The 23532-nt window shown below is 39.6% G+C and carries 22 protein-coding genes; 8 read left to right on the forward strand and 14 right to left on the reverse strand.

Features of this window, described 5'->3' with window-relative positions; all coding sequences use genetic code 11:
- The first annotated feature begins 145 nt into the window (after positions 1–145).
- The 3 genes from IPJ09_08050 (at position 146) to IPJ09_08060 (ending at position 4040) form a co-directional block, all read left to right on the forward strand.
- Positions 146–1459, forward strand: coding sequence for an O-acetylhomoserine aminocarboxypropyltransferase/cysteine synthase (locus IPJ09_08050; protein MBK7371379.1), 1314 nt, complete (start codon positions 146–148; stop codon positions 1457–1459).
- 96 nt (positions 1460–1555) lie between these two features.
- Positions 1556–2551 carry a potassium channel family protein gene (locus IPJ09_08055; protein ID MBK7371380.1) on the forward strand — a complete coding sequence of 332 codons (996 nt, stop codon included), beginning with the start codon at positions 1556–1558 and terminating at the stop codon, positions 2549–2551.
- Between the two features lie 13 nt (positions 2552–2564).
- A complete protein-coding gene (locus tag IPJ09_08060; GenBank protein ID MBK7371381.1) occupies positions 2565–4040 on the forward strand; it encodes a hypothetical protein in 1476 nt (491 codons plus the stop codon).
- 29 nt (positions 4041–4069) lie between these two features.
- Here IPJ09_08060 and IPJ09_08065 read toward each other — a convergent pair whose 3' ends face one another.
- The 6 genes from IPJ09_08065 to IPJ09_08090 are packed head-to-tail and all read right to left on the reverse strand — an operon-like array spanning position 4070 to position 10234.
- Entirely contained in the window at positions 4070–5392 is a 1323-nt protein-coding gene (locus IPJ09_08065) for an NADH:ubiquinone reductase (Na(+)-transporting) subunit F (GenBank protein ID MBK7371382.1), read from the reverse strand.
- A gap of 15 nt (positions 5393–5407) precedes the next feature.
- The gene (gene nqrE / locus IPJ09_08070; GenBank protein MBK7371383.1) at positions 5408–6016 is read right to left on the reverse strand and encodes an NADH:ubiquinone reductase (Na(+)-transporting) subunit E; all 609 of its coding nucleotides are present in this window, start codon (positions 6014–6016) and stop codon (positions 5408–5410) included.
- 37 nt (positions 6017–6053) lie between these two features.
- Positions 6054–6761 (reverse strand): NADH:ubiquinone reductase (Na(+)-transporting) subunit D, encoded by a 708-nt coding sequence (locus tag IPJ09_08075; protein MBK7371384.1) that lies wholly within the window; start codon positions 6759–6761, stop codon positions 6054–6056.
- 24 nt (positions 6762–6785) lie between these two features.
- The gene (nqrC, locus tag IPJ09_08080; protein ID MBK7371385.1) at positions 6786–7499 is read right to left on the reverse strand and encodes an NADH:ubiquinone reductase (Na(+)-transporting) subunit C; all 714 of its coding nucleotides are present in this window, start codon (positions 7497–7499) and stop codon (positions 6786–6788) included.
- Positions 7492–8754 (reverse strand): NADH:ubiquinone reductase (Na(+)-transporting) subunit B, encoded by a 1263-nt coding sequence (locus IPJ09_08085; GenBank protein MBK7371386.1) that lies wholly within the window; start codon positions 8752–8754, stop codon positions 7492–7494. The genes nqrC and IPJ09_08085 overlap by 8 nt, the downstream gene beginning before the upstream one ends.
- 37 nt (positions 8755–8791) lie before the next feature.
- The gene (locus tag IPJ09_08090; protein MBK7371387.1) at positions 8792–10234 is read right to left on the reverse strand and encodes a Na(+)-translocating NADH-quinone reductase subunit A; all 1443 of its coding nucleotides are present in this window, start codon (positions 10232–10234) and stop codon (positions 8792–8794) included.
- A 404-nt stretch (positions 10235–10638) separates the two neighbouring features.
- Here IPJ09_08090 and IPJ09_08095 point away from each other — a divergent pair, with 404 nt between their 5' ends.
- The 3 genes from IPJ09_08095 to IPJ09_08105 all read left to right on the forward strand — a co-directional run bounded on the left by IPJ09_08095 (position 10639) and on the right by IPJ09_08105 (position 13697).
- Positions 10639–12579 carry a CBS domain-containing protein gene (locus IPJ09_08095; GenBank protein ID MBK7371388.1) on the forward strand — a complete coding sequence of 647 codons (1941 nt, stop codon included), beginning with the start codon at positions 10639–10641 and terminating at the stop codon, positions 12577–12579.
- Positions 12580–12641: 62 nt separating this feature from the next.
- On the forward strand, positions 12642–13082 hold the full coding sequence (locus tag IPJ09_08100; protein ID MBK7371389.1) for a hypothetical protein: 441 nt from the start codon (positions 12642–12644) through the stop codon (positions 13080–13082).
- Between the two features lie 123 nt (positions 13083–13205).
- Positions 13206–13697: a DUF2911 domain-containing protein gene (locus tag IPJ09_08105; GenBank protein ID MBK7371390.1), complete on the forward strand. Its 492-nt coding sequence runs from the start codon at positions 13206–13208 to the stop codon at positions 13695–13697.
- A gap of 86 nt (positions 13698–13783) precedes the next feature.
- Here IPJ09_08105 and IPJ09_08110 read toward each other — a convergent pair whose 3' ends face one another.
- Both IPJ09_08110 and IPJ09_08115 read right to left on the reverse strand, forming a co-directional pair.
- On the reverse strand, positions 13784–15391 hold the full coding sequence (locus IPJ09_08110; GenBank protein ID MBK7371391.1) for a hypothetical protein: 1608 nt from the start codon (positions 15389–15391) through the stop codon (positions 13784–13786).
- 180 nt (positions 15392–15571) lie between these two features.
- The gene (locus IPJ09_08115; protein MBK7371392.1) at positions 15572–17038 is read right to left on the reverse strand and encodes a proline--tRNA ligase; all 1467 of its coding nucleotides are present in this window, start codon (positions 17036–17038) and stop codon (positions 15572–15574) included.
- A 205-nt stretch (positions 17039–17243) separates the two neighbouring features.
- On the opposite strand from IPJ09_08115, the gene IPJ09_08120 reads away from it, so the two are divergent.
- Together IPJ09_08120 and IPJ09_08125 are read left to right on the forward strand one after the other, a co-directional pair.
- The gene (locus IPJ09_08120; GenBank protein ID MBK7371393.1) at positions 17244–18641 is read left to right on the forward strand and encodes a hypothetical protein; all 1398 of its coding nucleotides are present in this window, start codon (positions 17244–17246) and stop codon (positions 18639–18641) included.
- Positions 18642–18752: 111 nt separating this feature from the next.
- Entirely contained in the window at positions 18753–20228 is a 1476-nt protein-coding gene (locus IPJ09_08125) for a hypothetical protein (GenBank protein ID MBK7371394.1), read from the forward strand.
- An 83-nt stretch (positions 20229–20311) separates the two neighbouring features.
- Here IPJ09_08125 and IPJ09_08130 read toward each other — a convergent pair whose 3' ends face one another.
- The 6 genes from IPJ09_08130 to IPJ09_08155 all read right to left on the reverse strand — a co-directional run bounded on the left by IPJ09_08130 (position 20312) and on the right by IPJ09_08155 (position 23461).
- Positions 20312–21322 carry an SRPBCC family protein gene (locus IPJ09_08130; GenBank protein MBK7371395.1) on the reverse strand — a complete coding sequence of 337 codons (1011 nt, stop codon included), beginning with the start codon at positions 21320–21322 and terminating at the stop codon, positions 20312–20314.
- Between the two features lie 67 nt (positions 21323–21389).
- Positions 21390–21893 (reverse strand): hypothetical protein, encoded by a 504-nt coding sequence (locus IPJ09_08135; GenBank protein MBK7371396.1) that lies wholly within the window; start codon positions 21891–21893, stop codon positions 21390–21392.
- 35 nt (positions 21894–21928) lie between these two features.
- Entirely contained in the window at positions 21929–22426 is a 498-nt protein-coding gene (locus IPJ09_08140) for an acetyl-CoA carboxylase biotin carboxyl carrier protein subunit (GenBank protein MBK7371397.1), read from the reverse strand.
- Positions 22414–22764 carry a hypothetical protein gene (locus IPJ09_08145; protein ID MBK7371398.1) on the reverse strand — a complete coding sequence of 117 codons (351 nt, stop codon included), beginning with the start codon at positions 22762–22764 and terminating at the stop codon, positions 22414–22416. Before IPJ09_08145 ends, IPJ09_08140 begins: the two co-directional genes overlap by 13 nt.
- A gap of 29 nt (positions 22765–22793) precedes the next feature.
- Positions 22794–23009, reverse strand: a complete 216-nt coding sequence (locus IPJ09_08150) for an AtpZ/AtpI family protein (GenBank protein MBK7371399.1) — start codon at positions 23007–23009, stop codon at positions 22794–22796.
- Between the two features lie 17 nt (positions 23010–23026).
- Complete coding sequence (locus IPJ09_08155; protein ID MBK7371400.1) at positions 23027–23461, reverse strand: polymer-forming cytoskeletal protein; 435 nt, start codon at positions 23459–23461, stop codon at positions 23027–23029.
- Positions 23462–23532: the final 71 nt, after the last annotated feature.

Genomic DNA, 23532 nt, shown 5'->3' on the forward strand with positions numbered 1-23532 from the left:
GTATCCATATTTGTATGCCGCAAGGCATGCATTGATACCATATTACCCTGTCTCCTGCCAAATACTACCATTATTTTCTGACGGTTGAATCCAAATTTAGTCCTCCATAAAATTATTTATAAACCTTAATACAATTTTAAAAATTATGTCGAATTACAAATTTGAAACGCTACAATTGCATGCCGGCCAACAAGTAGACCCTACGACCAAAGCCCGGGCTGTGCCCATCTATCAAACCACCTCCTTTGGTTTTGACAATTCTGAGCATGCTGCCAATCTGTTCGGCTTGAGACAATTTGGCAATATTTATACTCGTATCATGAACCCCACCTCCGATGTATTTGAGCAGAGGATGGCTGCACTCGAAGGAGGCGTTGCTGCCCTGGCGGTAGGCTCTGGACAAGCAGCCCAATTTATCGCTTTGAATAATATTTTACAGGCTGGGGACAATTTTATTTCTACCAGTTATCTATATGGTGGCACTTACAATCAGTTTAAGGTAGCCTTTAAACGCTTGGGTATTGACGCAAGATTTGGAGATGGTGACAATGTCGACAGTTTCGAAAAACTAATAGATGCCAATACCAAAGCAATCTACCTGGAGACCATCGGCAATCCGAGATTAAACATTCCTGACTTTGAAAAATTTGCAGCCCTTTGTAAAAAATATGATATCCCCTTAGTCGTAGACAATACTTTTGGAGCAGGTGGCTTCCTGTGTCAACCTATTAAACATGGCGCCAATGTAGTCGTCCACTCAGCGACCAAATGGATTGGAGGTCATGGGACCAGTATCGGCGGGGTAATCATAGATGCTGGCAATTTTAATTGGGGCAATGGCAAATTCCCACAATTTACTGAGCCAAGTGAAGGATATCATGGCATGAAATTCTGGGAGATCTTTGGCGAAGGCAATCCACTTGGTATGCCCAACATCGCTTTTATCATTCGAGCCCGAGTCGAGGGACTTCGAGATTTTGGTCCAGCCCTCGCCCCATTCAATTCCTTTTTGTTTTTACAAGGGTTGGAGACATTGAGTTTAAGGGTAGAAAGACACGTACAAAATGCAATGAACCTGGCTACCTGGCTCCAGGGCAATGATAAAGTTGAATTTGTTTGGTATCCTGGATTGGCTGATAGTCCTCATCACCAGTTGGCGAAAAAATATTTACAAAATGGATTTGGTGGCATCTTACAGTTTGGTATCAAAGGTGGTGTCGAAAATGGGAAAAAATTCATTGATTCATTGAAGTTAATCAGCCATTTGGCCAATGTCGGGGATGCCAAATCCTTAGCCATTCACCCTGCCTCTACAACGCACGAACAACTCTCGGACAGCGAGCGGGCTTCTGCAGGTGTATTGGACAATCTGATACGTATCAGCGTCGGCTTAGAACATATTGATGATATAAAAGCTGACTTTGTTCAGGCTTTTGAACAGGTGTTCGCTGCTGGATAAAGTTATTTTATTGCCTTGCAAAGGTCACCTGCCATTTGGTTAGGTGACCTTTTTTTCTTATAATTATGAGTCTTATATTGTCAAAGAGCACTCACCTTGAAACCAGTAATCCGATATCCAAGCCCTTATAAAAAAATTCGCACTCCGATTTTATTTTTTGGTACGATTCTGACCATTGGAATCGTAGGTTATATGATCATCGAAAAATACAATTTCTCAGAAGGTCTTTATATGACCATCATCACCCTATCTACGGTTGGATTTGGTGAGGTAAAACCCCTCAGTGACCTTGGTCGTATGTTTACAGTCGTTTTGATTATACTCAATATCGGCGCGATCACTTATTTCCTTACTTTGATGTCTCAGTACATTTTTGAAGGCCATTTTTTTAGAGATTATAAACTGCATAATATGGAAAAACAATTGCAAAAAATATCAAACCATGTCATTGTGTGCGGTTATGGTAGAAATGGTCAGTCAGCTATAGAGGTCCTGCAATCCAACCATATACCATTTATCGTCATTGATAAAGAATCTAAAACAGCAGAAAGTAATACCTTGATTCCATATATGGTTCAGGGCGATGCTACCACTGAAAAGGCTTTGTTGGAGGCGGGGATTATGCGAGCTAAAGCCCTGATTTCTACCCTGCCTGAAGATGCAGACAATGTATTTTGTATCCTTACTGCCAAAGAATTAAATCCAAATATCCTCATCATTAGCAGGGCCTCCCATGACACCTCTATCAGCAAATTAAAACATGCCGGGGCTCATAATGTGATCATGCCTGACAAAATAGGTGGCGTGCACATGGCTCAACTTGTGAGCCACCCCGATTTAAAAGAGTTCCTTGACATCCTGGCTTTTCAAAACAAACAAGAGTCCAGCCTGGTAGAACTTATTGTGACAAAACAATATTTCTGCGACAAAGCAGAAATATTAAAATCTTATAAAGTGCTGGTGCTTGGAATAAAAAATATTGAACAGCAATATGATTTATCAACCGAAAATTTAGAATTGCTGCCGGGATATAGAATAATTGTTTTGGGCAAACAACCTGATATAGAAAAGTTAGAATTTCAAATCACCTAGATTCTGTAAAGTTATGAACAGAATGAATCAACCTAAGACCTCACAAACATTATTGTTTTTATGTGGATTGATCTTGTTATTGATGTCCGTCACCAGCCAGGGATATTTCCATTGGGACGAACATTTTCAATTACTTGAATTTGCCAATTACAAGTCAGGGCTTGCCAAACCTGAAGGCCTTGCATGGGAGTTTCACGAGCAAATCAGGCCTGGATTGCAGCCATTCATAGCTTATACCATCATGAGCTTGAACAGGGTGCTTGGGATACAGGATCCATTCTTTATCGCATTTATATTACGCCTTTTATCAGGTATAATGAGCTTGATGGTTATCATACTTTATACAAGATTAATAATAAAAGAGCTCCCATCTTCTAAGTCGGTTAAAACCATCTTTATCAGCCTTGCTGGTTTTTTATGGTTTTGTCCCTTTTTGCTCGTAAGATTTTCTTCTGAAAACTGGAGCTCATTGTTCTTTTTCGGAGGTATATATTTTTTAATGAATTCCTTAGCCAACTCTAATACCAATAGGTTCTTTCCAATTTTTATGGCTGGTCTATTATTGAGTCTTGCTTTCCAATTCAGATTTCAAATAGCTTTTGCAGGTCTGGGTATAGTTGCATGGTTGATTAATAATAAATCGCTGAAATTAAAAGGGTGGAGTTATTTGAGTGTCGGAGCATTGTTGGGGTTGATCATTGGCTTTCTATGCGATTATTGGCTGTATGGTAGCTGGCAACTCACCTCCTTAAAGTATTTTGACTCAAATGTTATTAAAGGCATAGCTTCAAGTTTTGGGATTTCGCCTTGGTACGCCTATTTTCCTCTTGTTTTCAATGCATTAGGCCCTGTCTTAAATATTGTTCTGATTGCTTTTTTCATGATTGGCCTTTTTTCCAATCGAAAGCACTTCATGGTATGGATCATAATTCCTTTTGTGGTTGCTCATCTTGTGACCAGCCACAAAGAGCTCAGATTCATGTTTCCAATGCTGATTCCTTTCCTTTATTTAATCACCCTTGGAGCTGAAAAAACATTTTCCCTAATTAAACTCAATTTGCCTGTAAAGTTGGTAATGGGCAGTATCTGTATATTTAATTTATTTTTATTGGTGGTAAGAATAATGGGACCGGCTAACCCTCATATACTTTATTACCGATATATCTTTAATCAAACCAAGTCGGCCAAGCCAGTCGTGATATTTTATACAGAGTCTAATATGTATGGACCTTCGGGCTTAAGGATGACTTTTTACAGACCACCCAATCTCTTACAACTAGAAGTTCAAAATCCCTTTCAACTTGATACTTACGATACAAGTCTAAAAAATGCATTTATTTTCTCTGATGGAGTATCTACCCTTATCAAGCCTGATCGCAAAACGCTAAGAGCAGGTTTTACTGCCGATTATTGGAGCCTCCCATCTATTCTTGAAACAAAAAAATTGGAGAAAGCCTCCTCAAATTGGAGTTTATACAAATTAGATTAATTCGAATGAAGTATTAGGAAGTCGGCTAATCAACCACCAAAATCATCAAAGGCAACATTTTCTTTTGGCACCCCAAGATCATCCAATAATTTAATGACTGCTGCATTCATCATAGGAGGTCCACAGAAATAATATTCTATTTCTTCAGGCTCTGGGTGATTCTTTAGATAATTGTCATAGAGTACTTTGTGAATAAATCCGGTAAAACCATCTCCTTCACGGTCATTAACATCCACGCTCAGCTTCCAGTTATCCTCTGCTTGAGGCTCTGATAAAGCTATGTGATATCTGAAATTGGGAAACTCTCTTTCAATGGCTCTAAATTCTTCAGTATAAAATAGTTCTCTTTTGGATCTACCCCCATACCAAAAAGATACTTTTCTATCAGTAGTCTTTAAAGTATGAAATAAATGAAACAGATGTGACCTTAGAGGCGCCATACCTGCTCCACCACCGATGTAGACCATTTCCTTTTTGGTCGGTTTGATAAAAAACTCTCCATATGGACCACTTATAGTTACTTTATCACCCGGTTTTCGGCTAAATACATAGCTGGAGCATATGCCTGGATTTACACCTAGCCAACCATTAGATTTTTTATCCCAGGGGGGTGTTGCAATTCGAATATTGAGTTTGATAATATTACCCTCCGCAGGATGATTGGCCATGGAATAAGCTCTGAAGATCTCTTCACTGTTTTTCATTTTCAATGGCCAGAGATTAAACTTATCCCAATCTGGTTTAAACTTATCATCGCCTGCCGGGTCATCCGGAAAAGGCCTGATATCGAATGCCTTATAATCAACCTCTACTTTGGGAACATCAATTTGAATGTATCCACCTGACTCAAAATCAAGGTGTTCGCCTTCAGGCAACCTTACTACAAATTCTTTAATGAAAGTAGCTACATTATAATTGCTGATCACCTCACATTCCCACTTTTTGATACCAAAGACCTCTGCGGGTACTCTGATATGCATATCCTGACGCACTTTTACCTGGCAAGCCAGTCTTTTATGCTCTGCAGCTTCTTTCCGGGACAGGTGATTGAGCTCTGTTGGCAATACATCACCACCTCCAGAGTCCACATGACACTCACACATAGCGCAAGTACCTCCTCCACCGCAAGCTGAAGGCAAAAATATTTTTTCACCTGAGAGTGTGCTTAACAAACTACTTCCGGGCTTTACTTTTAACGGGTGTTCTTCATCTCCATTGATGATGATGTTAACATCGCCTTGAGCAACCAGCTTTTTTTGAGCATAGATGAGCCCAAAAGCCATGATCAATAACAGTACCGAAAAGGCTACTATCGCCCAAATCACAAACATTAAATTGATCAGAAATATCATAATTATTTTCTTTCTCTATTTAGTAAAATAATTGGAAGGATTGATCCCCATTAAACTCATAAACGCGACTCCAAGAAAGGCAGTAATAATAAACGCTATACCCAAACCTCTCAAAGGAGCCGGCACATGACTATATCTTAATTTTTCACGAATAGCAGCCATCAGCACAATAGCAATGAACCAACCGATGCCCGATCCGACGCCATAGACTACAGACTCCTGAAAATTATACTCCCTGGCTACCATAAAAAGGGCTGCTCCAAGGATAGCGCAGTTGACTGTGATCAATGGTAGAAATATACCCAAAGCATTATATAATGAAGGGGAATACTTCTCAACTGCCATTTCTACCAACTGCACTGTAGCCGCTATGCTTGCAATGAATAGAATAAATCTAAGAAAGGTTAGATCCATTTTGAATAGACCATTAGGTCCCAAAATCTTTTCACTGATCACCCAGTTGATTGGCACAGTAATCGCCAATACGAAAATCACCGCAGCTCCAAGACCAATCGCTGTCTTAACACTTTTTGATACCGCCAAAAATGAACACATCCCAATAAAATAGGACAAGACCATATTCTCGATAAAGGCCGATTTGATAAAAATATTTAGAAGATCCATAATATAAATTTCAATTAAATATATCTAAATAAAAAAATTATGAAATATCAATAAGCTTACTCTCCTTACTTCGCTGTATCCAAATAATAGTAGCTATTAAAAACATAGCTGAAGCAGGTAATACCATCAAACCGTTTGGCTGATACCATGATAACAATTTACTTGATTGTGTATTGATTAAAAAATCAGGAGAAGGTCCTAAAATCTTAAACCCTAATAAGGCACCTCTGCCAAAAAATTCTCTGATCGCAGCTATTGCGACCAATATCCATGCATAACCCAGGCCATTCCCTATCCCATCAAGAAATGCAGGCCAGGGTTTGTTTGCCATAGCATATGCTTCTAGTCGACCCATGACAATACAATTGGTGATGATAAGTCCTATAAAAACAGCCAATTGTTTCCACACATCATATGAAAATGCTTTGAGAAATTGTTCCACTATGGTCACCAAAGCGGCAATAACCACTAACTGGACAATCATACGTATCTGTTTAGGAATAGTATTGCGCAGCGCTGAAATGACCAGATTGGAAAATCCTGTCACAAGCATCACCGATATACCCATTATTAGTGCGGGTTTGACCATGGTCGTGACTGCGAGCGCAGAACAGACTCCCAGTACTTGGACGGTAATGGGATTGTCCATGTGAAGTGGATCAGTGATAAGAGCCCGTTCCTTTTTGCCAAAAATAGGCTCATTTGGTTCTACTACTTGAAGGGATTTGACAGCTGAATCTGACATGCTATTTTGATTTATAATATTATTCTATTTTTTCTTTAAAGATTCAAAATATGGTAAATAAGGTAATATTCCTTTGGAGAGCATATTGGATACCCCGGTCGAAGTGATGGTAGCTCCCGAGATGGCATCCACCTGATGTTCAGGATCTTTGACTCCTCCTTTTACAACTGATACGGATGAATACTGTCCGTCATTGTAAATCTTTTTTCCGTGAAAAGATGCCGGAAAATTAGGGTTGTCCTTGATTTCAGCACCTAAACCAGGGGTTTCTCCTGTATGTCCAAACGAGGCACCTACAATAGTATTAAAGTCATCTTTGAGCGCAATAAATCCCCAGATTTTATCCCAAAGGCCATTGCCCCTTAAGGACATAAGATAAATTTTGCCCTGGTCACCATTGTAAACATACAGAGGGTATTTTCGATCTGTCTGCGGTTTCTTTTCTTCGGCGGCCATATCTACAGTTTCAGCATCCACCCCACTAACCTCCTTTCCATTGGCATCCAAAACTATTTTTTCAACCTTTGTATCAAAAAAACTGATGATATCCGCGTCTTTCATCTTGCTGGGATCCACACCAATTTGATCTTTAATAGATCCAAGGATATCCTTTTTCTTATAAACTGCTTCATTGGAATCGTGTAGCGGTTTCAACCCATTTACCACAAAGGCCAGGGCGATCGAGGTTATAAGGGCAAGGACCAGAGTATATATCAATATGTAACGATTATTAAACACGGCTTAATCTTTTTTTCATGTTTGATTGTGTAATAAAATAATCTATCAATGGTGCACAAGAGTTCATAAACAAAATAGCCAACATCCAACCTTCCGGATAAGCAGGATTCATGACTCGTACGATCATACCTATTACTCCTATAAAGAATCCATAATACCATTTGCCTCTATTGGTTCCAGCTGCTGTCACTGGATCAGTAGCCATAAAAGTCATTGCGAATAAAAAACTTCCCAGGTAAAAATGATAGATCCATGGCACATTCATGAAGGCATTAAACCCCCAGGCATTAAATATTATTCCAGTCACGGCACAACCTATCACCATTGACACCATGATCCTCCAACTCGCCAACCTCATAATTAATAATATAATGGCACCAACGATGATAAGTGGTTTTGAAGTTTCACCTATAGATCCGGGAATAGCTCCCCACCATAGTTCAGTAGGCGAATATTTGGCAGTCACCGCCTCCCATCCTCCACTTGCTGCCAGAGCAAGAGGGGTAGCTCCGGTAAATCCATCTACCACAGAAGTACCACCGGATCCTATAGTACTCCAACCAAAAAAGCCCCATAATTTATCAAAAAGGTGCAGCACCCAGCCTGATATTCCGCTATAACTTGAGGTGATATGCCCTCCATCATAATTTAACCCTGCTACCCATGCATCTGATCCAGATATAGTGCCCGGATAAGCAAAAAATATAAAGACCCGAGCTACCAGAGCAACGTTCCAAATATTCATTCCAGTCCCACCAAAAGCTTCTTTTGCAAACAATACTGCAAATGCAACAGCTATGGCCAGGATCCAAAGCGGAATATCAGGAGGCATAATCAAAGGTATAAGCGCACCGCTTACCAAAAAACCCTCTTCAATTGCGTGACCCTTTTTATATGCAAAATAAAATTCTACGCCTAATCCAACCAAATGGGTCACCACCCAAATAGGCAGAAGTTTGACTAAGCCAAATAACAATTTTAAATGTAGTGCATCAAAATAACCGGTGTGTTGGCCTATAGCCATAAAGTGCTGCTGGCCTATATTATAAGTGCCAAATATATAACATAACTGCATAGCCAATACGACCATCGCCATCGTCCGTTTAAGGTCGACTCCATCCCTGATATGGACGCCACCTTTTGTGACCGTGGCCGGCTGATAAAGAAAAGTAAATAAGCCATCATAAACCGTATGCAGAAAAGGACTTTTTTTCTTGTCGGGTTCCAGTGATTTGATTTTATCTATAAATGCCATAGCTGAATGTCGTCAGATTTCAAAAATTGATTTTAGGTTAGCTCTCCTCTTTTAACATATTAAGACCGTCTCTCAGAATAGATTGCAATGGTTGCTTTGAAGTACAGGCAAATTCGCACAAAGCAATATCTTCTTCTGCCAATTCTTGTATTCCCAAACCTTCCATTCTATCTATATCTTTGGTCAAAATAGCTTTCATTAACTGTTGAGGAAAAATATTCATGGGCAGCATTTCTTCATATTGACCAGTCATGACAAAAGCCCTTGGTTCGCCATTAGTATTGGTATTGGGTTCATATTGGATGTCCCCCAGAATTTTATTAGGCAACATGCCGGATACACTTGGCAAGATGCGGGGTACCGCCCAGCCAAATAAAGTCACCTGATTGCCTTCTTCGATGGAGGTCACCTGATCATCAAAATAATGCAGATATCCGTCCTTGCTATCCTGTCGACCACTCAATACATCTCCACTGATGATCCTACTATTTGGCTTGGTACTGTCAGCTATAAGTTCTCCTAAAGATGCCCCCACATAGGTCGATAAATAACCGTTTTTATCAAAGCTCGAACCACAAATCGCTACCATACGATCTGCTTCATGCCTGCCTCTAAGGAATAAAGCACCTAGTGTAATTAACTCCTGAACCCCTAATGTCCAAACCCTACCCCCTTTCTTAATAGGATCTATATGATGTATTTGAACTCCCACATTCCCTGCAGGATGTTTCCCGTCAAACCAATGTTTTTCAGCTCCGGTGAGTTGAGTAAATTCCGCTGCCGGGCTTTCAGTTTGACTCGCATTAAGTCCAATATGAACCTTTCCCCCAGTCAGTCGATTTAGTACATCTATGCCCTTTTGCAATTCTGCTCCTTTACCTGAACAAATGATATTGGCATCAGGTGCCAACGGAGCACTGTCAAAAGTCGATATAAAGATATTATCAGGAGCGCGGTGCAGGTCAGCCAGGGTACCAAAAGGGCGTTCGATAATCATAGGCCAAACCCCACCTTCACAGATATATTTCACGATTTGATTGCGATCAGCTGAAGCCAACTCAAAAGGAAGAAATTGATTGTATCGTATCGTTTTATCAGCCAGAATCACGACCGTTGTAATAGCTCTTTTATCACCACGATTGACCTCAATAACCTCGCCACTCACAGGTGCCGCAAAAATGACTTCAGGCAAATTTTTATCAAAGAACAAAGCATCTCCTGCTGCCACTTCCTGACCTACAGTGACTACCACTTTAGGGATCGGTGCAATGCCTCTGAAATCTGTTGCATTTACCGCGTACCTGGAGGCAGTTCTTTGTAAGGTTTCCTTTTCCGGCGCACCAGCTAAATGTAGGTTATACCCTTTTGAAAGTTTGATCACAGGCGCGTCTCCAACATATGGCTTTGGTTTTGATTCAAACCATTTGCTTATTTGAGGGAAAATGGAATATCGGCTAAGGTCATTTGCGCCGGATCTCATGGCCTGGATTTGCAATAATTTTTCAGCTATAAGCAAAACAAAACCTAATAGTAAAAACACTACTATCAATAGTATGCCTCTGCTTAGGATCAAGGAGTCACCCGATGCAGGGGACTGAGCAAAACCAAAAATAAAGGTACCTAGGGTAAAAACTGCAGTCAATACTGCGCGATGAGTTAGACTATTCACAGATATCGGTTTAATCGTGCGCCGCAAAGTTACAATATCATATTATCACCAATCAGTATAGATTGATTTACTTTACCAAAAATTCATAACTGCCCCATTATTTAGAATTGGTCTAAACAAAGTGCAGGCAGTTTCATTGTATAAAAATAAATCATATGAAGAATATATATAATATGAATTAAACGTGGTACTTTTCCTCCAATTTATAAACTGCCATGGGAGAAAACAAAGTCAATAAGCCTACTAACCCGCGAGAATTGCAAAAATTTACTAGATCATTATTGCAGGATATAAAGTCATTGGACTATATGCTCCAAAATAATTGGTTCGAAAAAGGCATTCATCGCATAGGGGCAGAACAGGAAATGGTACTGATCGATGTACAAAATTACAGGCCTGATCCTATCAATATTGAAGTTATTTCAAAATTGGAACAATATGACTGGTTAGACACAGAGCTGGCTATGTTCAACCTCGAGACCAATTTTGTACCCAGAGAATTTACAGGAGACTGCTTTTCTCAGATGATGGAGGAATCTACCTACCAATTAAAGATCATCAGAGAAGCATTGGTACCATTCAATGCTGATTTGATATTAACGGGTATTTTACCAACTATCCGCAAGTCTGATCTTGAGGACAAATTTCTTACTCCTAAGAAGCGATATCTCGCTTTGATGGAAGCAGTTCGACAACAGATGACTGGTGATTCTTTTGAGTTTAGGTTGAGTGGTATAGATGAATTGATGATTAAACACGATTCACCGCTTCTCGAGGCTTGTAATACCAGTTTTCAGGTGCATCTGCAGGTTTCACCCGAACAGTTTGCCAAGTTTTATAATGTCAGTCAAGCTTTGGCCGGTCCTGTTATGGCTATCGCAGCTAACTCACCCCTCGTATTTGGCAGGAGGCTCTGGCACGAGTCCAGAATTGCAATGTTCCAACAGGCTTTGGATACCAGGGGCTCTAGGGCTAATATGAGAGAAAGGAGTGCTAGAGTTCATTTCGGAAGGGATTGGGTCAATGAGTCCATATTGGAGATTCATAAAGAAGACATTTCCAGGTATAGAGTGCTGCTGGCTGCAGATGTCACAGAAGATTCTCAGCATATGATCTCCGAAGGAAAAGTGCCAAAGCTCAGTGCTTTACAGGTGCACAACTCTACAGTCTATCGCTGGAACAGACCTTGTTATGGTATCAGTGCCAATGGCAAGCCTCATTTGAGAATCGAAAACAGGGTATTTCCCAGTGGACCGACCGCTATAGATGAAATAGCCAACTCTGCATTTTGGTTAGGTTGTATGGTTGGCCTCCCTACAGTAGTGGATGATATTCGCCAAAAAGTGTCATTTGCAGACATATCAGATAATTTTGTCAAGAGTGCACAATTTGGCATCGATTCAAAATTTAATTGGTTTGATGATCAAAAAATACCTGCGGTAGAGTTGATCCTTAAAGAGCTGCTTCCGATAGCACGTACAGGACTAAAAATCCAAAAAGTCGATGATTCAGATATAGACAAATATCTGGGCATCATAGAAGACAGAGCTAAAAGTCATATGAATGGTGCCAGATGGCAACTCCGGGCGTATACAAAACTACTGGAACAAACCAACAGAACTGAGGCCCTCACAGTCATGACTTCTGCCATGTTAAAATATCAAAAGAAAAACACCCCTATACACAAATGGAAAATGCCTGAGTTAAAAGATCTCAGAAATTATAAACCACAGAAACTTTTAGTTGGAGACTTTATGACTACAGATCTGTTGACGGTGCAGCAGGATGACATCATTGAGTTCGTGGCAGAGTTGATGGATTGGCGTAAAATCAGATATATGCCTGTAGAAGACAACAGCGGCAAACTCATTGGTCTTGTTTCATCCAGATTATTATTGAAACATTTTACCGAAAAAAATAGAAAGCTAAAACTAGTGAAAGATATTATGATCAAAAAACCCATTACTGCCAACCCTTCAACCACCATCATGGAAGCTATGGCATTAATGCGAAAAAACAAAATCGGCTGTCTGCCTGTAGTTCAAGAACAAGAGTTGATCGGTATTTTTACTGAAATGGATTTTATAGGGATATCATCTCGCTTGATGGAAAGACTAAGTGACCAGGAAAATCAGGCTGAAGATGATACGGATTGAAAAATATGTCCTTTAAAACTTTTACCTGGATCTATTTGTTGTAATCAACGTAATTTTGTAAGATGAAATATTTGATCATATTCTTTGCTACTTTGATGACTAGTTTATCAATTGCACAAAACAGCAGTAGTACCTGGAACATACTAGGAAAGCTCACTTTCAAAAAGGAATTTGATGCTTCTTTAGGATTCAAAATAGACAAGCCGGTATTTGGAGAAGAAGTCAAGGCATTGGCCAATAAAACTGTTGAGATCAAAGGTTATATAATCCCTACGGATGGCTATAAAAGCCACACAGAGTTTATTTTATCTGCCTTCCCATATAATATGTGTTTTTTCTGTGGCGGAGCTGGACCTGAGACCGTCATGGAAGTGTATGCAAAAACTCCGGTGAAATTCACCTCTGAGGCAGTCACTTTGCGTGGTAAACTGGAGCTCAATGCAGATGATGTCAATCGACTAATCTATTCTTTGACAGAGGCAGAACAAATCGATGTAAAATAAGTAGTGTTACACTAATACTGCATACCCCTAAAATTAAAATTTAAACCTTCTATAACAATTAATGCTCTTCTAGCATTAGATCAAAGGATATATTTGCAAAAATTTATTAAAACAAGTTAAAACATGAAAAAATTATTATTATTCGCTTTAATAGGCTTATTTTCTGTGCAAATGATGGGTCAGAACAAACCTGCAAGCCCTAAAATGACTACTGAAAACGCCTTATTAAAAGTCACTTATGGTGCCCCTTCTAAAAAAGGTAGAGACATATTCGGTGGATTAGTACCCTTCGATGCAGTGTGGCGTACCGGAGCTAATGAAGCTACTGAAATCACTTTTAAAAAAGATGTAGATTTTGCAGGAACTGCAGTAAAAGCAGGTACTTATTCTTTGTTTACCATTCCTACTAAAGGTGAGTGGACTATTATCCTCAATTCTGAATTGAAACAATGGGGAGCATATGGCTATGACAAAGTAAAAGATAAAGATGTAGCTCATGTAAAGGTGAGCTCTGCTATGATCGCTTCTGAACAAGAGCTTTTCACTATCAATGCAACTAATAAAGGCTTTGATATCATTTGGGACAAAACCTCGGTCAGCGTGCCAGTGAAGTAAGGATAAGCCTTTAGTTTAAATTATTAAAAAATGGCAGTATTTAATTATGCTGCCATTTTTTTTGTATGTATGGAACTGCCAGAAAATCAATTCTCTACAAAATACATATCTACCAGGCCTTTATTTTTTGCTGGCAATTTACCGCGATATTCACATTTGAAATGATCTTTGACCTTTTCGTAAGTTTCGCCAGATATATTGATTCTACCACGTTCACTAGACTGCTCAAGGCGAGCTGCCATATTGACTGTATCACCCCAAATATCATAAGCAAATTTCTTATTGCCGATCACCCCTGCTGCGACCGGTCCCATATGGATACCTATCCGCACATCCATCCTGGAGAGCCCTGATTCTACTCTTTCAATATTCCAGTGATCTAACCATGATTGTATATCCTGGGCAGCATTGATCATCTCCACTATCTGATTTCCTTTGCCTTCCTCTGGCAGCCCACCTGCAAACATATAACAATCACCAATCGTTTTAATTTTTTCAAGTTTGTACTTAGCAATAATATCATCAAAGGCAGTAAAACACATATTTAACTCACTCAGAAGTTTCTGTGGGTCTGTCACCCCGGCTATAGTCGTAAAACCTACAAAATCAGCAAAACAAACAGTGACTTCTTCAAAATGATTAGCCTTGGTAAATCCATTGGCTTTGAGTTCAGTGGCTATGGAAGCTGGCAAAATATTCAGGAGCAATTGCTCCGATCGTTCTTTTTCCTCTTCAATCATTTTATTTTTTTCTTTGAGCAAATTAGCATGCTGCCGACTCTTGATAAAACCAAACAAACTGCTGCCGAATAAACCTAAAAGGGCAATGGAGGTAGCTATATAAAATTTTCGCTTCGATTTACTTTCGCTGAGTAATAGCTCTTGATTTTTAAGCCTTTCCAGGTTCAGGCTGTCTTGAGACTTCATTTCATATATTAGTTGCTCCTGTTGAGATTTGATCAATTCTGCTTTCACCTGATCTATCGTCATCGCATCGATAGCTTCTTTCTTCAACTCCAATTCTTTCTGGATCTGTTGACTTTCACGCCTTAATTTCGCCTGATCCTTTACCAGCGTATTGTGAAGGGACAATTGCTCTGTCAATGCCTTATTAAGACTTGCTTTTTGCGACTCAATGGCTTCTTTTTCCGACAATACTTTATCTTTTTCCTGCTCTACTGTTATAAGTTCAGATTTAAGGGATTCTTCTTTGTTTGCTAATTGTTCAAGGGTCTGACCTCTTTTAATCCTGGAAATTGCAAAATCAATATCCTCCAGTGCTTTTTGATCCTTTTTCAAATTGGCTATGACCCTGAGTTGGTTAAAATTGTCCAGGATCAATTTACTATTGGTGCTGCCGGATTTATTTAGCAATTCGTTGCTTTTTTCAAATTTTTGATCGGCCCTTTTATTCATCGCCATCAGGGCTTTGCCTTGTCGATTTAAAGCCATCGCCTGCAGCTCAATATTTTTGGATTTTTTAGCTGATTTTTCAGCCTCTTCAGCCAATGCGAGAGCACGATCATTTTTACCGAGCTCCCTCAATGTGTCAGTCATCAGGATCACTTTTAAAATCTGATCGTCACTGTAATACTGTCCGTGGCCAGAGGTAGCTTTAAATGAAAAATTGACTAAGGCAATAGAAATTAAGCTACCCACGAAAAGCGAGTTTGATAATCTGTTAAATCTGCTCATAATATTAAACTGGTAAATTGGGTTTGCTAAATTACTAAATATAACGAAAGTAGCACGAAGGTATTTAATGCTTTACACCATATAAAGTGTAAAATCAAACAACATTATTACTTTTCTAAAAGTTAAATCCTGAATTTTTAACTGATAAGCTAAAATCATATTATAGCAGTGCCTTTGTATTTAATATGCCTTAGCTATGATTACCCTACCAGTCGATGGTGCGCCGGTCACCATACATTTTCCGTTTTCTATAGGTTGGTCTAGCGGGATGCACCGAATAGTAGCTTTGGTCTCTTCTTTGATCCTGGCCTCTGTTTCGGCTGTACCATCCCAGTGGCAATAAAAAAAGCCTCCTGGCTCTTCAATCATTTGTTTAAACTCGTCATAGGTATCTACGTAATGAGAATTGTCTGACCTGAATTTTTTAGCTTTTTGGAATAAGTCCTGCTGCATTTGATCCAATAAATGTACTACATAGTCAATGACCCCATCGACTGGTACCATGACTTTTTCTTTGGTATCCCTTCGGGCTATTTCCACCTGGTTTTGGTCCAGATCCCGTTGTCCGATTCCGATGCGAACCGGGATACCCCTCATTTCGTTTTGTGCAAATTTAAACCCAGGCCTGTTTTTTTCATCCAAATCATAATTCACTGTAATTCCTTTTGCTTTAAGTCCGGCTATAATTTTATCGCTGACTTCATTGATCGCCGGGGTAGGTTTAGGAATCGGTACAATTATCACTTGCAGGGGTGCCATCTTTGGAGGTAATACCAGACCTTCATCATCCGAATGAGTCATGATCAAGGCTCCAATCAATCGGGTACTCACCCCCCAGCTGGTCGCCCATACAAACTCACTCTGATTTTTTTCATTCAAATAGGTTACATCGAATGCCTTGGCAAAATTTTGCCCAAGAAAATGCGAAGTACCCGCTTGTAATGCTTTTTTATCTTGCATCAAAGCCTCGATAGTATAGGTATCTACTGCGCCTGCAAATCTTTCTGAAGCTGTCTTTTTGCCTTTAATGATCGGAATCGCCAGGAAATCTTCGACAAACCTGGTATAGATTTCATGGATTAGTTCGGCTTCTTCTATGGCTTCCTTTGATGTTGCGTGGGCGGTATGACCTTCCTGCCACAAAAACTCCGTCGTCCTCAGAAAAGGCCTGGTACGTAATTCCCAGCGTACGACATTGGCCCATTGATTGATGAGCAGCGGCAGATCACGATAACTTTGTATCCAATCTTTGTAGGTGTTCCAAATAATGGTTTCGCTGGTAGGTCTTACAATCAACTCTTCTTCCAATAAGGCATCAGGATCGACGATGACCCCTTTACCATTGGGATCCTTCATCAGCCGGTGGTGGGTGACTACTGCACATTCTTTGGCAAAGCCCTCCACATGCTCAGCTTCTTTGCTAAGGAAGCTTTTGGGGATAAACAAGGGGAAATAAGCATTTACATGACCTGTTTCTTTAAACATTTTGTCGAGCTGACCTTGTATCTTTTCCCAGATGGCATACCCTCTTGGTTTGATGACCATACATCCCCTGACTGCAGAGTTATCTGCGAGGTCTGCTTTCTTTACTATATCCAGGTACCATTGTGCATAGTTTTCTGCCCGTGGTGTTATTTCTTTAGCCATAAATTATTTAGTAACTTTATTTGTACTTATTCGTCTTATTATTAAATCGAGTCGCTATGAATATTGTGTTACAAAAAGATTTAACAATACGTAAATTCAATCTTAATGGTATTTAACACAAGTTCCGGCACAAATTTAATACTTTGCATGTTGAATTAAGTAGGCGTGCTTCAAATTGCTCAATTAAATCTAAAATCACAAGCAAATGAAAAAAAGCTTTAATCTAATCCTCGCACTTAGCTTTGTTCTGGTCTCCTGGTCCATTCAAGCACAGTACGATGATGTGTACTACAATGGATCGTCCTTAGGGAAAAAATCCAGAGTAGTGAGTAATAATAATAGTTACTCAAATGATTATGCATCTACAACAGACGATTCATATTATGGCGAGGAGGGAGATGACTACGATGATGACTCCTACAATTATCTTGACGAGTATGATTATGGTTACACGCATAGAATTCGCCGATTTCACAGACCATTAGCCGGCAGGTCGTTTTATGACCCATATTATATAGATCCGTGGAATTTTGATCCCTACTACTATTCCTCTGGGTTTGGATTTATGACACCTGGTATAGGCATTGGCTTCTATTCTTTTAATGATTATAATCGTTGGAACAGATGGCGCAGATATAACAGTTTCAGATATTGGGATCCCTGGACTTATAGTTATAACCCATTTAATTATGGTTTTGCCAATTATTATTGGGCTAGCTCTTCATGGTGTCCAACTAGCTGGTATGGTAATAGATATTATTCCGGCAATTCATATTGGGGAAATTCTTACAATGGTGCCTATCAACCCCGGTATTATACTGACAATAATATACATTTTGGTCCAAGGACTTATGGATCGACAACCACTGGTGATCGTGGACCTTCAAGAACTACCTCACGAACATTTTCCGATCCGCAGACTACTAATCCCGGACTCCGCAGAATGTCTCCCAGAGAGGCTTCTACTACTGTGGTAAGAGAAAGAAACAATACTATCAACCGCAACAATGGCGAGCCATCTGCTCCTCAAGGCGCTTCTGATAGAATTAGTCCCCGATCTACTGACAACTCCGTCCGAGAACGTAGCCAACCCAATGTAGAAAGACCTCGTACTTATAGGGATTTTGAACCCAATGGGTCTCAAAACACCTCCCCTCAAAGTACCCGCCCAAGTCCAAGGTCAAATGGGACTATCGGTACTGAAAGGTCTGGTACCAATCAAGTTTCACCAAGGTCTTACGACAATCCTTCAGGTACCGAACGAAGCATTACTCCACGTACTCAATCTCCAAGGAATGATTCCAGGCAATTTGAATCCATTCGAGAGCAATCACCTCGAACTCAATCTCCAAGGTTTGAATCACCGACCTCCAACAACAGCAGTCGTATGGAATCTCCAAGGACACAAAGTAGACAAAGTTATACTCCGAGAGCATCCTCTGCATCACCACGTAGTTTTGACCAGGGAAGCAGCAGGTCTTTTAATAGTCCTTCTCAATCCTCTGGTAGTAGATCCGGATCCGGAAGTAGTGCACCATCCCATTCTAGTCCTAGTCCTAGCAGTAGTTCCAGTAGTCCCAGGTCTTCGCCTCGGAACCAGTGATCTCTATCTTTCGCAAAAAAACATTAAATAAAATATTGGGTGTGCTCCAATGGAAACACCCATTTTTTATACCTAAATTTAATTTTTTTAACATATTATAATTATTACAATATGAAGAAAATCACCATTCTCTTTGCCTTTATGCTTGGTCTTATGGCTATCAATGCCCAAAATGCAAGTGACATTTTGCGATATTCTACCCGGCAGCCATTAGGAAGTGCCCGATATGTGGGTGTCGGAGGGAGTATGGGTGCTATCGGTGCAGACTTTGGTGCCATCTCTGACAATCCAGCTGGCCTTGCTTCTTATTACTTTTCCGAAATAGTAATCAGCCCATCCCTTTATCTTAACCACACTTCCAGCCAATTGGGCGATGCACCATTTAGCAAAGAAAACCTTTATGGTGGCGCCCTGGACAATTTGGGTGTCGTCATCGTCAGAAATGGTCGCACTGGAGGCAATTGGCGAACTTCCAATTTTTCAATCGGGCTCAACAAAGTTGCAGATTTCAATAACCAGTTATTTTTTAATGGAGGCTCGACCGGTTCTATTACTGATCATTGGCGCGAACAAGCTTTGCATGTAGCACCGGATGATTTATCTGATTTTTCAAGTGGATTAGCCTATGAGACTGGCGCTATTTTTGACCTTGACAATGACAATGTATATGAAAGTGATTTCATATCTGCGGCAAATCAATTGGTGACTAAAAGCCAACTCGTAAAAGCCAAAGGTTACATGAGTGAACTTCAGTTTGCGATAGCAGGCAATTATAAAGACAGACTCTTACTAGGAGCCTCTTTGGGGGTCCCGATCGTATATTTTGAGGAGAACAAGACTTATGAAGAGTCTGATCCCAACCAGGTAATACCTGCATTTGAACGACTAAAGTATACTGAATATCTTAAGACAAAAGGTACCGGGATCAATCTCAAGCTTGGTGCTATCCTGAAACTCCATGATATGTTTAGGATTGGACTATCCTTTCAGACACCTTCCCTTATCGAGTTGGATGAGACCTACGAGACCGGACTTAGTTATAGTTATACAGATCAGGGCAAGACTGAAACCTATGAAAATCAATCGCCGCAGACTGGTGTATTTACTTATAATGTCATCTCCCCTTTGAGAGCCAGAGCCAGTTTTGGGTCAGTAATTGGCAAGGCAGGATTTGTCGGAGCTTCTGTCGAATATGTCAATTATAGTCAATCCCAGTTTGATTTTAATAATCAGACCAGCACTACTAGTGATTTGGAATACCAAAATCAGCTTAATGATGACATAGAAAAACAATATGGATCTGCTCTGAATTATAATCTTGGGGCAGAGATCGCAGTGGAAGCACTCCGTTTGAGGGGAGGCATTAACCTGATGGGTTCGCCTTATTCAAATGAAAGTGATTATACCAGTACTTATAGTGCTGGTCTAGGGTACCGTGGAGGAAGATTTTTTACAGATGTCGCTATCAGACATTCAAGATACGATGATGGATATCTACCGTACACCACTTATAGCAATGACCCGCAGGTAGTGTATAATAAACACCAGCTAAACAGACTCGTTTTGACTTTAGGTTATAAATTTTAAAGGCCAATACGGATATAAAAAATTAAAAACCCGGTTAATGATCATATTTAATCGGGTTTTTAATTATTCGAAACTGATTTGATTTACTTAATGGGGTAAACGATCCTGGTCAACCATTTGGAAGTATCTTTTTCCATCATAGGATCTGTCATGTATTGCTCGATAGCCGGTGGAGACTGTACTAGTTTTTTTTCCTTCAAATAATCGTCAATTGCAAAATGAGCTTCACCCATTTTTTCAAAAGGGCCAAAATAATCGACGCATACCTCCTTACCTGCGGGTATAAGAAAAGTCTCAAATCCTGTTACAGTCGGGCTGCCTTTGACAGGCATAGCTGCTACCATATCTGTCGTGCCGGTTTTTTCATCATAGGTATAAAATAACCCGGCCGGCATGCCATCCATTTCAAGGCCTGCTTTGCCAATAGCCTGACCTACTTTTGAAATATTGTCTTCAAAAAATTTAGGTACATCCTGAAAAGATACTGTCTTTCTTACTCCAACATAAGCTCGTCCAGGACTAACCATTTGCTTTACTTCATATCCCCGGTATTTTTTGCTTGCATGAGCCTCCGCATATGTTTTTAATTTGGCCAGTCCCTTTTCATAATCTGGTCCTAAAAATTTTTCAACATTAAAAAATAAACTCATTGCATTCCAGGGATATGGCGTTTCACTATCAAAAGACCAGGTCGCTTTAGTGCCCCCATTTTCACTGGCAATCTTAATACCTGATATGGCAGGCCCACCCATAGGACCTTCAAATAAAAGTTGTTGCTCTACATAAGCGGGGTCGTTTTTAGTCAAGGTCATACTGCCCTTGCCGACACTATTATTTCCAGACCATATATATTTAGAGTTAATGGCCCCATCTTCTCCTTCCAACGTTACAGTCATATTGGGATCCAAATCCGCCCAGGGAGACCAGTTTTTGGTTTCGGAAAATTTTGATACAATATCCTGAATCTGTGAAGGATCTGCAGATATAGAAATCGATCTGTCTAAATGCATTTTCTTTGGGGCTATTAGACCTAAAATAAGAAAAACAGCAATCAGGGTGAGTAATAGTATGCCGATATACTTTAGCGCTTTCATAAAAATCAAGGTTTAAGTTTTATAAATAAAATTTGATTGAGTAAGGTTTTTGCAAAAAGGATACCCCTTAAGTTGCTAATCGACGCCACGCGAATCTGATCGCTATTAATAATCCGACTATGATTAAAATAACCTGCGAAAAGGGCATATAACTGAAGACATAGATACGGGTTTTGTCCAAAAACCACATAATCATCAGAATGGCAGTAATCATGATGATCAATCCGGTGATCTTGCCAAATCCCGGTATATCATCCAAGGACACAAATTTTTTGATAATTAATAATGTGACTACCATAACTATAACTGGTAAAATCTGTGTATAAATATTCAAATCCCAGACACTTTGGCGCTCGAATAAGAAAAGATAGATATTGAACATAAAAGCAAAGATCCCTGGTACACAAACAAAATAAATCAAAAAGGAATATAAATACTTCCAGGGAGACAGATGCCCCTCTCCTTTACTAAAAAAACCTGTCAATAAAGCGCTCAGGGGTACTGCAATAGCATAAAATAAGATAAGGCTAGGATTCGATGAAAGAAAATCAAAAAATTGCTTTAAAGTCATGACGCTTCTTTAAAATAAAGGTAATAATTGTAGGGTTACTCCATAAATCTGATCAAAATTTCTGATTTATCTACAGCTTCTCCTGATCGGAAGTGTATTGATTTTATCTTTGCGTCGATTGGTGACTTTATGACATTTTCCATTTTCATCGCTTCCAATACGATCAAAGACTGACCCACTACCACCTCATCTCCCACACTGACATATACCTTTTTGATCATCCCAGGCATGGGAGAGATTATGTGATCTGCTTTTTTTGAAAGATGAGTTTCAAGCCCCATATCGGCCACCATCCTATCTATCTCCCTGACTATGTGCGCATTATGCTTTATTTGACCGATTTTGATCAAAAATGATCTATCTGAGGCATTATGCTCTAATACTTCCACTCTAAGTGGGATATGATCAATAATAACTGAATAATGGCCATGGCCATGGTTCATAATGGGCGCCTCTTGAATTTCAACCACAGAAAACTCAGCCTGATCCACTTTAATGGAATGGGCTTGTTGTAGGTGGGTCATGAATGCCATCGAGCAAGAATTGACATAAAATAAACTTCAAATATGGTATAAAAAAGGTAAGATATCAGAAATCCAATCACCTGTTGAATAAATATGGGTGAAATCAATCTATCATAAATGATGACAATTCCGATCGTAAGTGCCAGCTTAAGCAATATCATACCAATGATGACGGAAGTAAATTTGTTTTTATCGGGCGAGGTTGCTGTGCTTCTTCCCAGATGATAGATGAGAATAGAAAAAACAAGAAAAAACAAGAGTCCAAAGAAAGGAAAATACCCCGCCTCAATATGTGAAAAATGATATAGTGCCCATAGGGTACTTCCTGCGCACAGCGTTACTGCCATCAAAACGAAATAAAAATTTCTTATTTCTATCATTTTTGATTTAAGCTCTTGATAAGTTTGGCAAAATAACCTGTAAAAAAAATAAATGCAAGGAGAATAGTAAAATAAGGTTTAGCAGTATGTGTCCATTTATCAACCCAGGTACCAATAAACAATCCTACTCCAATAAATGCAGCCATTTCAAATGCCATTCCAGAATACTTCAGGATGTCATTTGGGTTGCTGTGTGGATCTTTATTTGCCAACCTAATTTTGAAATACTTTATTCCACTTCCTGATAGATACCGTTTGAAGATTTCTCAGTAATCATCTCATTTTTCATCAGGCAGGATACATTAAATACGGCACCTGAATGGACGACTAATTTGTCAGTATTTATATCACCTTTGATATTGGCAGATTCTTTCACTTGAAGCGAATCTCTTACGGTCAAAATCCCGGTAAAATGACCTTCAATCACTGCATTTTCACATTCAATATCACCATCTACCAACCCGGTTGGGCCGATAATAACCTTACTATCACAAGTGAGCGACCCTTTTAATGTGCCGTCAATACGGACATCATGCTCACAATGTATTTTGCCATCTATTTTGGTACCATGCACTATACTATTTAAGGCAGAGGAAGTGCCATTGGAAGAGGTGGTTTTGGTGGGTGTAGTGGTTACAGTTTCAGTTTTCTTTGATCCGAACATACTTTTTGGGTTTAGAAAATTATAAAAAACGATTAAAATAATAATCTTTCAATATAACAAGTTCTATGCCG

It is taken from the genome of Saprospiraceae bacterium, from assembly GCA_016709995.1.
GTDB lineage: Bacteria > Bacteroidota > Bacteroidia > Chitinophagales > Saprospiraceae > JADJLQ01.

Excerpts from the sequence above, each read along its gene's own strand:
- IPJ09_08100 (MBK7371389.1), top strand. The coding sequence starts at position 12,642 with ATGAAATATTTGATCATATTCTTTGCTACTTTGATGACTAGTTTATCA.
- IPJ09_08110 (MBK7371391.1), bottom strand. The coding sequence starts at position 15,391 with ATGAGCAGATTTAACAGATTATCAAACTCGCTTTTCGTGGGTAGCTTA.
- IPJ09_08145 (MBK7371398.1), bottom strand. The coding sequence starts at position 22,764 with ATGGCAGTAACGCTGTGCGCAGGAAGTACCCTATGGGCACTATATCAT.
- IPJ09_08115 (MBK7371392.1), bottom strand. The coding sequence starts at position 17,038 with ATGGCTAAAGAAATAACACCACGGGCAGAAAACTATGCACAATGGTAC.
- IPJ09_08060 (MBK7371381.1), top strand. The coding sequence starts at position 2,565 with ATGAACAGAATGAATCAACCTAAGACCTCACAAACATTATTGTTTTTA.
- IPJ09_08120 (MBK7371393.1), top strand. The coding sequence starts at position 17,244 with ATGAAAAAAAGCTTTAATCTAATCCTCGCACTTAGCTTTGTTCTGGTC.
- IPJ09_08085 (MBK7371386.1), bottom strand. The coding sequence starts at position 8,754 with ATGGCATTTATAGATAAAATCAAATCACTGGAACCCGACAAGAAAAAA.
- IPJ09_08065 (MBK7371382.1), bottom strand. The coding sequence starts at position 5,392 with ATGATATTTCTGATCAATTTAATGTTTGTGATTTGGGCGATAGTAGCC.
- IPJ09_08095 (MBK7371388.1), top strand. The coding sequence starts at position 10,639 with ATGGGAGAAAACAAAGTCAATAAGCCTACTAACCCGCGAGAATTGCAA.
- IPJ09_08075 (MBK7371384.1), bottom strand. The coding sequence starts at position 6,761 with ATGTCAGATTCAGCTGTCAAATCCCTTCAAGTAGTAGAACCAAATGAG.
- IPJ09_08130 (MBK7371395.1), bottom strand. The coding sequence starts at position 21,322 with ATGAAAGCGCTAAAGTATATCGGCATACTATTACTCACCCTGATTGCT.
- IPJ09_08090 (MBK7371387.1), bottom strand. The coding sequence starts at position 10,234 with ATGAGATCCGGCGCAAATGACCTTAGCCGATATTCCATTTTCCCTCAA.
- nqrE (MBK7371383.1), bottom strand. The coding sequence starts at position 6,016 with ATGGATCTTCTAAATATTTTTATCAAATCGGCCTTTATCGAGAATATG.
- IPJ09_08140 (MBK7371397.1), bottom strand. The coding sequence starts at position 22,426 with ATGGCATTCATGACCCACCTACAACAAGCCCATTCCATTAAAGTGGAT.
- IPJ09_08050 (MBK7371379.1), top strand. The coding sequence starts at position 146 with ATGTCGAATTACAAATTTGAAACGCTACAATTGCATGCCGGCCAACAA.
- IPJ09_08135 (MBK7371396.1), bottom strand. The coding sequence starts at position 21,893 with ATGACTTTAAAGCAATTTTTTGATTTTCTTTCATCGAATCCTAGCCTT.
- IPJ09_08105 (MBK7371390.1), top strand. The coding sequence starts at position 13,206 with ATGAAAAAATTATTATTATTCGCTTTAATAGGCTTATTTTCTGTGCAA.
- IPJ09_08155 (MBK7371400.1), bottom strand. The coding sequence starts at position 23,461 with ATGTTCGGATCAAAGAAAACTGAAACTGTAACCACTACACCCACCAAA.
- IPJ09_08125 (MBK7371394.1), top strand. The coding sequence starts at position 18,753 with ATGAAGAAAATCACCATTCTCTTTGCCTTTATGCTTGGTCTTATGGCT.